General features: G+C 70.5%; 12 protein-coding genes. 6 read left to right on the top strand and 6 right to left on the bottom strand.

Annotated features, from left to right (window positions below; all coding sequences use genetic code 11):
- Positions 1 to 189 precede the first annotated feature (189 nt).
- Positions 190 to 1,065, top strand: a complete 876-nt coding sequence (locus ABD374_RS03010) for a sterol desaturase family protein (protein ID WP_344490132.1) — start codon at positions 190 to 192, stop codon at positions 1,063 to 1,065.
- Positions 1,066 to 1,157: 92 nt separating this feature from the next.
- Entirely contained in the window at positions 1,158 to 1,754 is a 597-nt protein-coding gene (locus ABD374_RS03005; RefSeq protein WP_344490269.1) for a lysoplasmalogenase, read from the top strand.
- Positions 1,755 to 1,811: 57 nt separating this feature from the next.
- Here ABD374_RS03005 and ABD374_RS03000 read toward each other — a convergent pair whose 3' ends face one another.
- Entirely contained in the window at positions 1,812 to 3,347 is a 1,536-nt protein-coding gene (locus ABD374_RS03000) for a S8 family peptidase (RefSeq protein WP_344490129.1), read from the bottom strand.
- Between the two features lie 237 nt (positions 3,348 to 3,584).
- Here ABD374_RS03000 and ABD374_RS02995 point away from each other — a divergent pair, with 237 nt between their 5' ends.
- The 3 genes from ABD374_RS02995 (at position 3,585) to moaA (ending at position 6,751) form a co-directional block, all read left to right on the top strand.
- Complete coding sequence (locus tag ABD374_RS02995; protein ID WP_344490126.1) at positions 3,585 to 3,950, top strand: DUF485 domain-containing protein; 366 nt, start codon at positions 3,585 to 3,587, stop codon at positions 3,948 to 3,950.
- Positions 3,947 to 5,590: a solute symporter family protein gene (locus ABD374_RS02990; protein ID WP_344490123.1), complete on the top strand. Its 1,644-nt coding sequence runs from the start codon at positions 3,947 to 3,949 to the stop codon at positions 5,588 to 5,590. The genes ABD374_RS02995 and ABD374_RS02990 overlap by 4 nt, the downstream gene beginning before the upstream one ends.
- Before the next feature lie 171 nt (positions 5,591 to 5,761).
- Positions 5,762 to 6,751: a GTP 3',8-cyclase MoaA gene (gene moaA / locus ABD374_RS02985; protein ID WP_344490120.1), complete on the top strand. Its 990-nt coding sequence runs from the start codon at positions 5,762 to 5,764 to the stop codon at positions 6,749 to 6,751.
- Positions 6,752 to 6,759: 8 nt separating this feature from the next.
- Here moaA and ABD374_RS02980 read toward each other — a convergent pair whose 3' ends face one another.
- The gene (locus tag ABD374_RS02980; protein WP_344490117.1) at positions 6,760 to 7,020 is read right to left on the bottom strand and encodes a hypothetical protein; all 261 of its coding nucleotides are present in this window, start codon (positions 7,018 to 7,020) and stop codon (positions 6,760 to 6,762) included.
- A gap of 183 nt (positions 7,021 to 7,203) precedes the next feature.
- Complete coding sequence (locus ABD374_RS02975) at positions 7,204 to 7,599, bottom strand: DUF3099 domain-containing protein (protein WP_344490114.1); 396 nt, start codon at positions 7,597 to 7,599, stop codon at positions 7,204 to 7,206.
- A 211-nt stretch (positions 7,600 to 7,810) separates the two neighbouring features.
- On the opposite strand from ABD374_RS02975, the gene ABD374_RS02970 reads away from it, so the two are divergent.
- Positions 7,811 to 8,086, top strand: coding sequence for a GlsB/YeaQ/YmgE family stress response membrane protein (locus tag ABD374_RS02970; RefSeq protein ID WP_344490111.1), 276 nt, complete (start codon positions 7,811 to 7,813; stop codon positions 8,084 to 8,086).
- A 90-nt stretch (positions 8,087 to 8,176) separates the two neighbouring features.
- On the opposite strand, the gene tyrS is transcribed toward ABD374_RS02970, so the two are convergent.
- The 3 genes from tyrS to ABD374_RS02955 form a co-directional block, all read right to left on the bottom strand.
- Entirely contained in the window at positions 8,177 to 9,445 is a 1,269-nt protein-coding gene (gene tyrS, locus ABD374_RS02965) for a tyrosine--tRNA ligase (RefSeq protein WP_344490108.1), read from the bottom strand.
- An 86-nt stretch (positions 9,446 to 9,531) separates the two neighbouring features.
- Positions 9,532 to 10,923 (bottom strand): metallopeptidase TldD-related protein, encoded by a 1,392-nt coding sequence (locus ABD374_RS02960; RefSeq protein ID WP_344490105.1) that lies wholly within the window; start codon positions 10,921 to 10,923, stop codon positions 9,532 to 9,534.
- Complete coding sequence (locus ABD374_RS02955) at positions 10,920 to 12,479, bottom strand: TldD/PmbA family protein (protein ID WP_425577117.1); 1,560 nt, start codon at positions 12,477 to 12,479, stop codon at positions 10,920 to 10,922. The genes ABD374_RS02960 and ABD374_RS02955 overlap by 4 nt, the downstream gene beginning before the upstream one ends.
- Positions 12,480 to 12,483: the final 4 nt, after the last annotated feature.

Below are 12,483 nucleotides of genomic sequence, written 5' to 3'. Positions count from 1 at the left end.
GGGCCGGGCGACCGTCCTGCTGGTCACCCGTGAGGGTCGGCGGCTCGAGTGCGGACCGGCACCGTATGCGGGACACCCCCAGCGGCAGAGGCGTGATTCCGTACTTCGCCTCCCGCTGACAAGCCGTCTCGCATACTTGTCGGTAACAACCTCTAGCCGGGCCCTCGGCGCCCCCTCTATCGTGCGGGCATGCCGAACCTGCCCGATGTCGTGCTGTGGTCGATACCGGCCTTCGTCCTGCTCACCGTCGTCGAAATCGTGAGCTACCGCCTGCGTCCCGACGAGGACGCCGCCGGTTACGAGACCAAGGACGCCGTCACCAGCGTCAGCATGGGGCTCGGCAGCATCGCGTTCGACTTCCTCTGGAAGATCCCGGTTGTCGCGATCTACATGGCGGTGTACGAGCTGACGCCCGCCCGCGTCCCCCTCCTGTGGTGGACGGTCCCGCTGATGCTGCTCGCCCAGGACTTCTTCTACTACTGGTCCCACCGCGGCCACCACGTCGTCCGCGTGCTGTGGGCCTGCCACGTCGTCCACCACTCCAGCCGCAAGTTCAACCTCACCACCGCCCTGCGCCAGCCCTGGACGAGCCTCACCGTCTGGCCGTTCTACCTGCCGCTGATCGCGTGCGGCGTGCACCCGGCCGCGCTCGCCTTCTGCTCGTCCGCGAACCTCGTCTACCAGTTCTGGGTGCACACCGAGCGGGTCGGCACGCTGCCGCGCCCCTTCGAGTACGTCCTGAACACGCCGTCCCACCACCGCGTCCACCACGCCTCCCAGGGCGGCTACCTGGACCGGAACTTCGGCGGCATCCTGATCGTCTGGGACCGGCTCTTCGGCTCTTTCGCGGCCGAGACCGAGCGTCCCGTGTACGGCCTGACCAACAACATCGAGACCTACAATCCGCTGCGCGTCGCGACCCATGAGTACGCCGCCATCGCCCGCGACGTACGGGCTGCGGCCACCTGGCGCGAGCGCGCGGGCCGGATCTTCCGCGGCCCCGGCTGGCAGCCGCGCCCGGCGGAGCCGGGAGTGACCGGGCAGGCACGGGAAACCACCGCGTGAGCGCCGGTGCGGACGCCGCCGGCGCCGGTTCCGACGCTGCCGACGCTGCCGACGGGGCGGCCCCGGGCCGGCGCGCGGCGTGGGCCCGGGGGCTGCTGGCCGCCTTCGCCGTCGCGGTCCTCGCCGACCTCGGCTCGCTCGCCGCCGGGGCCGACTCCGGCCACATGATCGCCAAGCCACTGCTGATGCCGCTGCTCGCGGCGTACGCGGCCGTGCGCGGCGCACCGCGCACGCTGGTCGTCGCGCTGCTCCTCGGCTGGGGCGGCGACGTGTTCCTGCTCGCCGGGGCCGACTGGGCCTTCATGGCCGGCATGGGCTGCTTCGCCGCCGGACACGTCTGCTATCTCGCGCTGTTCCGGCGCGGCCGTACGTCCAGGGCGCTCGGCGCCGGGTACGCCGCCGCCCTCGTCGCCACCGTCGCCCTGCTGTGGCCCGGCCTCCCCGCCGGACTGCGCGTCCCGGTCGCCGGATACAGCCTGCTGCTCACCCTCATGGCGCTTCGCGCGGGCGCGACCGGCCTGTGCGCCGGGCTCGGCGGTGCGCTCTTCCTGCTCTCCGACACCCTCATCGCCACCGGTGTCGCCGGATGGCCGCAGCTGCCCGCCCCCGGCTTCTGGGTCATGCTCACCTACGCGGCCGCGCAGTACCTGCTGGTCACAGGGGTGCTGGGGCGCCGGGAAACAGCATGACGCGGGCCGCCCGGTGCCGAAGAGGACCGGGCGGCCCGCGCACTCGTGCGGCGTTCCTTACTTCTCCGTCACGGCGTCCAGCGCGTCGGCGATGCCGGCGCCGTAGTAGCCGTTGTAGTTCTTGCCGCCCTCACACGTGGTGGCCTCGACCCAGTTGCCGGCCGAGTCGTAGACGTGGCTCGGGCAACCCGGGTTGTCGGCCTGCTTCTTGAGCAGGCGCTGGAGCTGCGCGGGGCTCGCCTTCGGGTGCGCGCTCTTGAGCAGCGCGGCGACGCCCGCGACGTGCGGGGTGGCCATCGAGGTGCCCTGCTTGTAGCCGTACCCGCCGCCCAGGACGGTCGACAGGACCCGGCCGTTGGCGTCCGGCGTGGCCGGGATCTGCCACTTGTCGCCGCCGGGAGCCGCGATGTCGGCGACGCCGTACCCGTAACTGGAGTAGTACGACTTGACGTTCTTGTCGCCCGTCGCGGTGACCGTCACCACACCGGGCAGCTGGGTCGGCACGTCCAGGCACTCGGACGGGTCGATGATCCGGTCACCGGGGGTGGTGTCGTTGGGGCTGGAGTCGTCGAGGATCTCGTCGGCCGACAGGTCGAAGTCCGAGTTGCCCGCCGCCGCGACGTTCAGGGCGCCCTTGCGCTCCGCGTACTTCGTGGCGCGCGTCAGGGAGTCCAGCAGGGCCTTCTGGTCCGGGTCGTCCTTGCAGTTGAACATCCACGGGTCGACGTAGTAGCTGTTGTTCGTCACGTCGATGTCGTGCTCGGCGGCCCAGACGAAGCCGCAGACGACCGCCTCGGTGAAGAAGAGGCTGGTGCCCGGCTCGCTGACCTTGATGCCCGCCAGCTTCACGCCCGGCGCGACACCGGCGATGCCGAGTCCGTTGCGCGGAGAGGCGATCGTACCGGCGACATGCGTGCCGTGGTCGCTGCCGTCGCTGTACGGACGCCAGGCGCCCTCCGAGGAATCCGCCACGCCGCCGACGCAGTTGGCCGACTGGGACTTGGAGAAGTTCGGCGCGAGGTCCGGGTGCGTGTCGTCGACACCGGTGTCGATCACGCCGACGGTGACCTTGCTGCTGCCGTCGTCGACCTTGGCGGCCTTGTCCGCGCCGATGGCACGGAGGTCCCACTGGTTGCTCTCCAGCGGCTCCTGACCGGGCGCCGCCGCCGCGGCGGCCTTCGACGCCTCGGCCGCGGACAGCCTCTGCGTGGTGCCTTCCTCGGTGATCCCGACCGGCGTGAGCGGGGCGGTACGGGTCGCGCCCGCCGAGGACACCCCCTTGGCCCTGCGTATCTGCTGGCCGAAGTCCGGGTTCTGCGAGTGGACGACGATGACGCCGATCTGGTCGTACGCCTTCACCACGGTGCCGCCGGCCCTGACTATCGCCCGCTTCACCGAAGCGCTCGTCCCGTGGCCGCCCTTGGTGTTGACCACGTACGACATCTTCGGCCCGGTGGCGGTCGCCGTCGCGGCGGATTCGTCCAGCGGGGCGGCCGAAGCGACCGCTCCGGGCAGGAAGCCGAGCGAAGCCGTGAGAGCCAGTCCGACGGGCAGAGCCAGTGCGCGCTGCCGTCTGGATCCCAGATGAGCCATGGGTTCTCCACATCATCCGTGAGAGCCGCCCCTCGCGCGGGTGCGCGGGGGCGGGTGCATGACGAGTGAAGCTAGCGCCGATCACACGTGCGGATCAATGCATTGGGAAAAGAAATGGCGGATGCCGAACCGGGACGTCGTGCGGTCCGTGCCGTTGACAGGGGGACGAGCACCACTTCCCCCACCAGCGAGGTCACATTGACCGTCCCAGCCGAACCCGCGTCGCGAGGAGAATCCGTGGCAACCGAAGCACCACCGCCCCAGGGCGGCACGGGCCAGATCCGAACAGGGCATACGACACAGGAGTTCGTCGAGGTGCAGCAGAGCGCGGAGTTCGGTGAACTGCGCCGTTCCCACCGCTCCTTCGCCTTCCCCCTGACCATCGCCTTCATCGCCTGGTACCTGCTGTACGTCCTGCTGTCCAACTACGCGGGCGGCCTCATGGGCACCAAGGTCCTCGGCAACATCAACGTGGCTCTCGTCCTGGGCCTGGCCCAGTTCGTCACCACCTTCCTCATCGCCTGGTTCTACTCGCGTCATGCAGCCACGCAGCTCGACCCGAAGTCCGAGGCGATCAAGTCCCGTATGGAGGGCGACGCATGAGCACCGCGCTGACCACGGCGGCCACGGTCCGGCTCGCCGCCGCCGGTGACGCCAGTGAGCACCGGCCGTTGATCATCACCCTCTTCGGTCTCTTCGTGGTCGCCACCCTTTTCATCACGGTATGGGCGGGCCGCCAGACCAAGAGCGCCTCCGACTTCTACGCGGGCGGCCGCCAGTTCACCGGTTTCCAGAACGGCCTCGCCATCTCCGGCGACTACATGTCCGCCGCTTCCTTCCTCGGCATCGCGGGCGCCATCGCCCTCTTCGGTTACGACGGCTTCCTCTACTCCATCGGCTTCCTGGTCGCCTGGCTGGTCGCGCTGCTCCTCGTCGCCGAGCCGCTGCGCAACTCCGGCCGCTACACGATGGGCGACGTCCTCGCGTACCGCATGCGCCAGCGCCCCGTGCGCACCGCCGCGGGCACCTCCACCATCGTGGTGTCGATCTTCTACCTGCTCGCGCAGATGGCGGGCGCGGGCGTACTGGTCTCGCTGCTCCTCGGCATCACCAGCGACGCCGGCAAGATCCTGATCGTCGCCCTCGTCGGCATCCTGATGATCGTGTACGTCACCATCGGCGGCATGAAGGGCACCACCTGGGTCCAGATGGTCAAGGCCGTCCTGCTGATCGCCGGCACCCTGCTGATCACTTTCCTGATCCTGCTGAAGTTCAACTTCAACCTCTCCGACCTGCTCGGCACGGCGGCCTCCAACAGCGGCAAGGGCTCGGCGTTCCTGGAGCCCGGCCTCAAGTACGGTGCCACCGGGACCTCCAAACTCGACTTCCTCTCGCTCGGCGTCGCCCTGGTCCTCGGCACCGCCGGCCTGCCGCACATCCTGATCCGCTTCTACACGGTCCCCACCGCCAAGGCCGCCCGCAAGTCGGTGAACTGGGCGATCGGCATCATCGGCGCCTTCTACCTGATGACCATCGTGCTCGGCTTCGGCGCCGCGGCCCTGCTCAAGCCCGGCGACATCATCGCCTCCAACAAGGCGGGCAACACGGCGGCCCCGCTGGCCGCCCTGGAGATCGGCGGCGGCGCCGGCTCGACCGGCGGCGCGATCCTGCTCGCCGTGATCTCGGCGGTCGCCTTCGCCACCATCCTCGCGGTGGTCGCGGGCCTCACCCTGGCGTCCTCGTCGTCGTTCGCGCACGACATCTACGCCAACGTCATCCGGCGCGGCAAGGCCACCGAGAAGGAAGAGGTGCGCGCCGCCCGCTGGGCGACCGTGGCCATCGGCGTCGTCTCCATCGCGCTGGGCGCGCTCGCCCGCGACCTGAACGTGGCCGGCCTGGTCGCCCTCGCCTTCGCGGTCGCGGCGTCCGCCAACCTGCCGACGATCCTCTACAGCCTGTTCTGGAAGAAGTTCACGACGCAGGGCGCCCTGTGGTCCATCTACGGCGGTCTGACCGCGTCCGTGGGCCTCGTGCTGTTCTCGCCGGTGGTCTCCGGGAAGCCCACCTCGATGTTCCCGGGCGTGGACTTCGCCTGGTTCCCGCTGGAGAACCCGGGACTGATCTCGATCCCGCTCGGCTTCCTGCTCGGCTGGGCCGGGTCCGTACTGTCCAAGGACGAGCCGGACAAGGGCAAGTACGCGGAGCTGGAGGTCAAGTCACTCACCGGCATCGGCGCGCACTGAGCGCACCGGCAGCCCTTTTCCCACAGCTGTGCCCCCGTGGCCGCGTCGTAGAGTCGTACGACGCGGCCACACCGCTCCTCGTGGTATCGGGCCCTCCGCGTTGTCAGAGGTGTCGCGTAGGCTCGACAGCGTTCGAGACAGACGAATTCCGGATCGGGGAGGGGGTCGAGGATGCTTATCGACACTTATGGCCGTGTTGCCACTGACCTGCGTGTTTCGCTCACCGACCGCTGCAATTTGCGCTGTACGTACTGCATGCCCGAAGAGGGTCTGCAGTGGCTGGCCAAGCCGGACCTGCTCACGGACGACGAGATCGTGCGGCTGATCGGCATCGCCGTGACCGGCCTCGGTGTGACCGAGGTGCGTTTCACCGGCGGAGAGCCACTGTTGCGCCCGGGGCTGGTCGGCATAGTCGAGCGCTGCGCCGCACTCGCGCCGCGCCCCAAGATGTCCCTCACCACCAACGGCATCGGCCTCAAGCGCACCGCCACCGCCCTCAAGGCGGCCGGCCTGGACCGGGTCAACGTCTCACTCGACACCCTGCGCCCCGACGTCTTCAAGACCCTCACCCGCCGCGACCGCCACCACGACGTCATCGACGGCATGGCGGCCGCCCGCGACGCGGGCCTGACCCCGGTCAAGGTCAACGCCGTACTGATGCCCGGGCTCAACGACGACGAGGCCCCCGACCTGCTCGCCTGGGCCGTCGAGAACGACTACGAGATGCGCTTCATCGAGCAGATGCCGCTCGACGCCCAGCACGGCTGGAAGCGCGACGGCATGATCACCGCCGGTGACATCCTGGAGTCCCTGCGTACGCGCTTCACGCTCACCGCGGAGGGCGAGGACGAGCGGGGTTCGGCTCCGGCCGAGCGCTGGACCGTCGACGGCGGTCCCCACCGCGTCGGCGTCATCGCCTCCGTCACGCGCCCGTTCTGCCGGGCCTGCGACCGGACCAGGCTCACCGCCGACGGCCAGGTGCGCACGTGCCTGTTCGCCCGCGAGGAGTCGGACCTGCGCGGCGCCCTGCGCTCCGGCGCCCCGGACGAGGAGATAGCCCGGCTCTGGAAGCTGGCGATGTGGGGCAAGAAGGCCGGCTCCGGCCTCGACGACCCGTCCTTCCTGCAGCCCGACCGGCCGATGTCGGCCATCGGGGGCTGAAGCGTTCATCAGTCGCCTTCGGTGACGGGGCTCTCCCACTCCTCCAGCGTCACGACGTCCTTCAGGAAGCCGCGTACGCCGAGGAACTGCGAGAGGTGCTCGCGGTGTTCCTCGCACGCGAGCCACGTCTTGCGGCGCTCCGGTGTGTGCAGCTTCGGGTTGTTCCAGGCGAGCACCCATACGGCGGCGGAGCGGCAGCCCTTGGCGGAGCAGACGGTGGCGCCGTCGTCTGCCGAACCGGGGAAAAGAAGGGAATCAGGGGAGTTCACGCACTCAACCCTAGGTCAAGAAAACGACGCCGAGCAGCCACGGGGGGAGCTGCCCGGCGTCGGTCCGTCGCTCCGACGGGGGATGCGGAGCGCCTACGAAGTATGTCACGCGACCCAGGGTGCGGTGCACCGGAACTTCATGATTGATCTGAGCTTTTATTGAGCTTTGAGATCCGCCCGGGATCACCTCCGGTCGTGCTGCTCCTGCCCGCGGGCCTGGTCCGCCGCTTCCGGTGCGGGTTCCGCGCCGGTCGGCCCGGGCTGTGCGCCGGCCGGTTCGGGAGGGGCCTCCAGGGCCGGCCGTACGGGCGTCGGGAGGTGGACCGAGGGCAGGGACGAGGCGTTCTCCCGGCCCCCGTTGGCGATGACCACGGCGATGTACGGGAGGAGGAGACCCAGGGCCAGGGCCACGACCGCGACGTGCCGCTCCACGTTCCACAAGGTGGCGGCCAGGATCACCGAGACGGTCCGTACCAGCATCGAGATGACGTAACGACGCTGCCGGCCGCGCACGTCGTCGGTCAGCCCCTGCCGGGCACCGGTGATCCGGAAGACCTCGGCGCTGCTGTGCTTCCGCATCACGTTCCACCACCCGGTTCCGCACCGGTCGCTCCCTGACCGGACCCCTTCCACGGTACGCCGGTGCTCCGCCGCCTTCGAGAGCGGGGCGTGCCGGGCCCGGACGCGCGGCCACCGGCGGGCCACGTATGGACGTGTCCGACATGCGCCGTACGGGCGGTTGTCCGAAACTGGGCGGACATGCGCACACCGCGCCGCACGAGGAGGCGACATGAGTTGGTTGTGGGCGATCATCGTGGGTCTGGTCCTGGGTCTGCTCGCCAAAGCGATCATCCCGGGCAAGCAGCAGATCCCGCTGTGGTTGACGGTAATTTTCGGAATCCTCGGCAGCATCGTCGGCAACGCTGTCGCGGCGGGGATCGGCGTCGAGGACACCAAGGGGGTCGACTGGATCCGGCACCTGCTCCAGCTGATCGGCGCCGTGGTGATCGTCGGACTCGGCGACATGCTCTGGGCATCGATGAAGGGCAAGAAACAGCGGACCTGAGCACGGCGCGCGGACGCGTGCCCGCGCGCACGGAGAAGCGGCCGGAAGCGTGGAACCACGCTTCCTCCCGCTTCCCGCCGCGCAAGTGACTCAGCCGGCCGCGACCTCGATCGCCGCCAGGTTCTTCTTGCCGCGCCGCAGCACGAGCCAGCGGCCGTGCAGCAGGTCCTCGGCCGCCGGTACGGCGTCCTCGTCGGTGACCTTGACGTTGTTCACGTAGGCCCCGCCCTCCTTGACCGTGCGGCGGGCCGCCGACTTGCTCGGCGCCAGTCCCACCTCCACGAACAGGTCCACGACGGATCCGAGCCCCGCGACCTCGGCGTGCGGCAGCTCGGACAGGGACGCGCCCAGCGTCGCCTCGTCCAGCCCGGTGAGCTCGCCCTGGCCGAACAGCGCCTTCGACGCCGCGATGACCGCCGCGCACTGCTCCTCGCCGTGCACCAGCGTCGTCAGCTCCTCGGCCAGCGCACGCTGGGCGGCACGGGCCTGCGGACGCTCCTCGGTGAGCTCCTCCAGCTCCTCCAGCTCCTCGCGGCTCCTGAAGCTGAGGATGCGCAGGTACGGCGAGACGTCCCGGTCGTCCACGTTCAGCCAGAACTGGTAGAAGGCGTACGGCGTCGTCATCTCCGGGTCGAGCCAGACGGCCCCGCTCTCGGACTTGCCGAACTTCGTCCCGTCCGCCTTGACCATCAGCGGCGTCGCCAGCGCGTGCACCTCGGCGCCCGGTTCCAGGCGGTGGATCAGGTCGAGACCCGCCGTGAGGTTGCCCCACTGGTCGCTGCCGCCCTGCTGGAGCGTGCAGCCGTGGCGCCGGTAGAGCTCCAGGAAGTCCATGCCCTGGAGCAGCTGGTAGCTGAACTCCGTGTAGCTGATCCCCTGGTCGGACTCCAGCCGCCGCGCCACCGAGTCCTTGGCGAGCATCTTGCTCACCCGGAAGTGCTTGCCGATGTCCCGCAGGAACTCGATCGCGGACATCCCCGCGGTCCAGTCCAGGTTGTTGACCATGGTGGCCGCGTTCGGGCCCTCGAAGGACAGGAAGGGCTCGATCTGGGCGCGCAGCCGCGTCACCCAGTTCGCGACCGTCTGCGGGTCGTTCAGCGTGCGCTCGGCGGTCGGCCGCGGGTCACCGATCTGGCCGGTGGCCCCGCCCACCAGGGCGATCGGCCGGTGCCCGGCCTGCTGGAGCCTGCGGACGGTGAGGACCTGCACGAGGTGCCCCACGTGCAGGCTCGCCGCCGTCGGGTCGAAGCCGCAATAGAAGGTGACCGGACCGTCCGCGAGCGCCTTGCGCAGTGCGTCCTCGTCAGTGGACTGGGCGAACAGCCCGCGCCACTTCAGGTCGTCGACGATGTCCGTCACGGTCTTGTCTCTCCTCGGATGTGCTTCGACTGGTTTCGACGCTTCGTCGGTGTCGGTGCGGATTGTTTCCGGCCAGTGTATGGGCGTCATACGCCCTGGCTGACCGAACTCATGTTGAAGTCCGGGACGCGCAGCGCCGGCATCGCGGCCCGGGTGAACCAGTCGCCCCACTCGCGCGGCAGCGTCTTCTCGCTGCGCCCGGCCTCGGCGGCCCGCGACAGCAGGCCCACCGGCGACTCGTTGAACCGGAAGTTGTTCACCTCGCCGGTCACCTCGCCGTTCTCGACGAGATAGACGCCGTCCCGGGTCAGCCCGGTCAGCAGCAGCGTCGCCGGGTCGACCTCGCGGATGTACCAGAGGCAGGTGAGCAGCAGGCCGCGCTCGGTGTCCGCGACCATCTCCTCCAGCGACCGCCCGCCCCCGCCGTCCAGGATCAGGTTGCCGATCGCCGGGGCCACCGGCAGCCCGGTCAGCCCCGCGCTGTGCCGGGTGGTGACCAGGTGCTCCAGCCGCCCGTCCCGCATCCAGTCCGTGGCGGTCAGCGGCAGCCCGTTGTCGAAGACCGACGAGTCGTCCCCGGAGGTGTGCGCGACGACGAAGGGCGCCGACTCCAGGCCCGGCGCGTTCGGGTCGCTGCGCAGGGTCAGGGGCAGCTCGGACAGCGTCTCGCCCACCCTGGTCCCCCCGCCCGGCCTGCTGAACACCGTGCGGCCCTCCGCGGCGTCCCTGGCCGCCGCCGACCACAGCTGGTAGATCAGCAGGTCGGCGACGGCGGTCGGCGGCAGCAGCGTCTCGTACCGCCCGGCCGGGAGGTCGATCCGGCGCTCGGCCCAGCCGAGGCGCTTGGCCAGCTCGGCGTCTACGTCGGCCGGGTCCACGTCCTTGAAGTCCCGCGTGGAGTACCCGGCCCAGGCCGAACGGGTACGGTCCGGCGACTTGGCGTTGATCTCCAGCGTGCCGTTGGGCTGGTCGTGGCGCAGGCGCAGACCCGTCGACGTACCGAGGTAGGTGGAGGTCATCTCGTGGTTCGCGAAGCCGTACAGCTCGCGGCCGCCGGCCCGGGCGCGGGCGAAGGCCTCGCCGAGCGCGGGCGCGAAGTCGGTGAAGACACCGGACGAGGTCTCGGCGGGCGCGTCCGTGAAGTCGGGGGAGGCGGGCACCCCGGAGACCAGCGGCTGGGCGTCCTCGGCGGGCCCGGCGGCGCGCGCGGCGGCCTCGGCGGCCCGTACCAGCGGCTCCAGCTCGTCGGCGGTGACGGCCGACCGCGACACCACACCGGCCGCCGTCCCCCGCGCCCCGTCGACGGTCGCGATCACGGTGAGGGTGCGCCCGCGGGTGACACCGTTCGTGGTGAGCGCGTTGCCCGCCCAGCGCAGATTGGCGGAGGAGCTCTCGTCGGCGACGACCACGCAGCCGTCGGCCGTGGACAGTTCCAGAGCCCGCTCGACGGTCTCGTACGGCTTGACTGTGCGGCTCATCGGCCGGCCTCCTGCGTGGTGTTCAAGATGGTGACGCCGCGGAACAGGGCCGAGGGGCAGCCGTGCGAGACGGCCGCGACCTGGCCCGGCTGGGCCTTGCCGCAGTTGAAGGCACCGCCGAGCACATACGTCTGCGGGCCGCCGACCTTCTCCATCGAGCCCCAGAAGTCGGTGGTCGTCGCCTGGTACGCCACATCGCGCAGCTGGCCCGCCAGCCGGCCGTTCTCGATCCGGAAGAAGCGCTGTCCGGTGAACTGGAAGTTGTAGCGCTGCATGTCGATCGACCAGGACCGGTCGCCGACGACGTAGATGCCACGCTCGACGCCCCCGATCAGATCCTCGGTCGAAAGGCCCCCCGGGTCCGGCCGGAGCGACACGTTCGGCATGCGCTGCACCGGCACGTGGGCGGGGGAGTCGGCGTAGGCGCAGCCGTTCGACCGCCCCAGGCCCGTCAGCTTCGCGATGCGCCGGTCCAGCTGGTAGCCGGTGAGCGTCCCGTCCTTGATCAGGTCCCAGGACTGCGCCTCGACGCCCTCGTCGTCGTACCCGACGGTCGCCAGCCCGTGCTCGGCGGTCCTGTCACCCGTCACGTTCATGACCGGCGACCCGTACGCCAGCTTCCCGAGCTGGTCGAAGGTGGCGAAGGAGGTCCCGGCGTACGCCGCCTCGTAGCCCAGCGCCCGGTCCAGCTCGGTCGCGTGCCCGATCGACTCGTGGATGGTCAGCCACAGGTTCGAGGGGTCCACCACCAGGTCGTACGTGCCCGCCTCGACGCTCGGCGCGCGCATTTTCCCGGCGAGCAGCGACGGGATCTGCGCCAGCTCGGCGTCCCAGTCCCAGCCGGTCCCCAGCAGGTACTCCCAACCGCGCCCGACCGGCGGCGCGATCGTCCGCATCGAGTCGAACTCGCCGGTCGTCGCGTCCACCGCGACCGCGGTCAGCTGCGGGTGCAGCCGCACCCGCTGCTGCGTGGTGACGGTGCCCGCCGTGTCCGCGTAGAACTTGTTCTCCTGCACGGTCAGCAGCGAGGCGTCCACGTGCGCGACGCCGTCGGCCGCCAGCAGCCGGGCGCTCCAGTCCGCGAGCAGCCCCGCCTTCTCCTCGTCGGCCACGTCGAACGGATTGATCTCGTACGCCGAGACCCACGTCCGGTCCGCGTGGACCGGCTCGTCCGCCAGCTCCACCCGCTCGTCGGACCCGGCCGCCCTGATCACCTTCGCCGACAGCTTCGCCATCGCCACGGCCTGGCCCGCGACCCGCGCGGCGGCGTCCATGCTCAGGTCCACCCCGGACGCGAACCCCCAGCTGCCGCCGTGCACCACCCGCACCGCGTACCCGAGGTCCGTGGTGTCGGAGGAGCCCGACGGCCTGGCGTCGCGCAGCCGCCAGGACGCGCTGCGCACCCGCTCGAAGCGGAAATCGGCATGGTCGGCGCCCAGCGCGCGGGCGCGCGCGAGCGCCGCGTCGGCGAGCGCGCGCAGCGGCAGCGCCGTGAACGCTTCGTCGATGGAATGAGGCACAGAGACTCCTGTCGTCGGGACCGGTCCGCAAATCATGTCG

It is taken from the genome of Streptomyces enissocaesilis (assembly GCF_039533765.1).
GTDB classification, from domain to species: domain Bacteria; phylum Actinomycetota; class Actinomycetes; order Streptomycetales; family Streptomycetaceae; genus Streptomyces; species Streptomyces enissocaesilis.
The sequence above is the reverse complement of the archived record's forward strand: the minus strand, read 5'-3'. Positions and strand labels throughout refer to the sequence as shown.

What these genes read in the sequence shown, in the direction of transcription:
- ABD374_RS03010 (WP_344490132.1), top strand. Translation starts at nt 190, where the DNA reads ATGCCGAACCTGCCCGATGTCGTGCTGTGGTCGATACCGGCCTTCGTC.
- ABD374_RS03000 (WP_344490129.1), bottom strand. Translation starts at nt 3,347, where the DNA reads ATGGCTCATCTGGGATCCAGACGGCAGCGCGCACTGGCTCTGCCCGTC.
- ABD374_RS02990 (WP_344490123.1), top strand. Translation starts at nt 3,947, where the DNA reads ATGAGCACCGCGCTGACCACGGCGGCCACGGTCCGGCTCGCCGCCGCC.
- moaA (WP_344490120.1), top strand. Translation starts at nt 5,762, where the DNA reads ATGCTTATCGACACTTATGGCCGTGTTGCCACTGACCTGCGTGTTTCG.
- ABD374_RS02975 (WP_344490114.1), bottom strand. Translation starts at nt 7,599, where the DNA reads ATGCGGAAGCACAGCAGCGCCGAGGTCTTCCGGATCACCGGTGCCCGG.
- ABD374_RS02970 (WP_344490111.1), top strand. Translation starts at nt 7,811, where the DNA reads ATGAGTTGGTTGTGGGCGATCATCGTGGGTCTGGTCCTGGGTCTGCTC.
- ABD374_RS02960 (WP_344490105.1), bottom strand. Translation starts at nt 10,923, where the DNA reads ATGAGCCGCACAGTCAAGCCGTACGAGACCGTCGAGCGGGCTCTGGAA.
- ABD374_RS02955 (WP_425577117.1), bottom strand. Translation starts at nt 12,479, where the DNA reads ATGATTTGCGGACCGGTCCCGACGACAGGAGTCTCTGTGCCTCATTCC.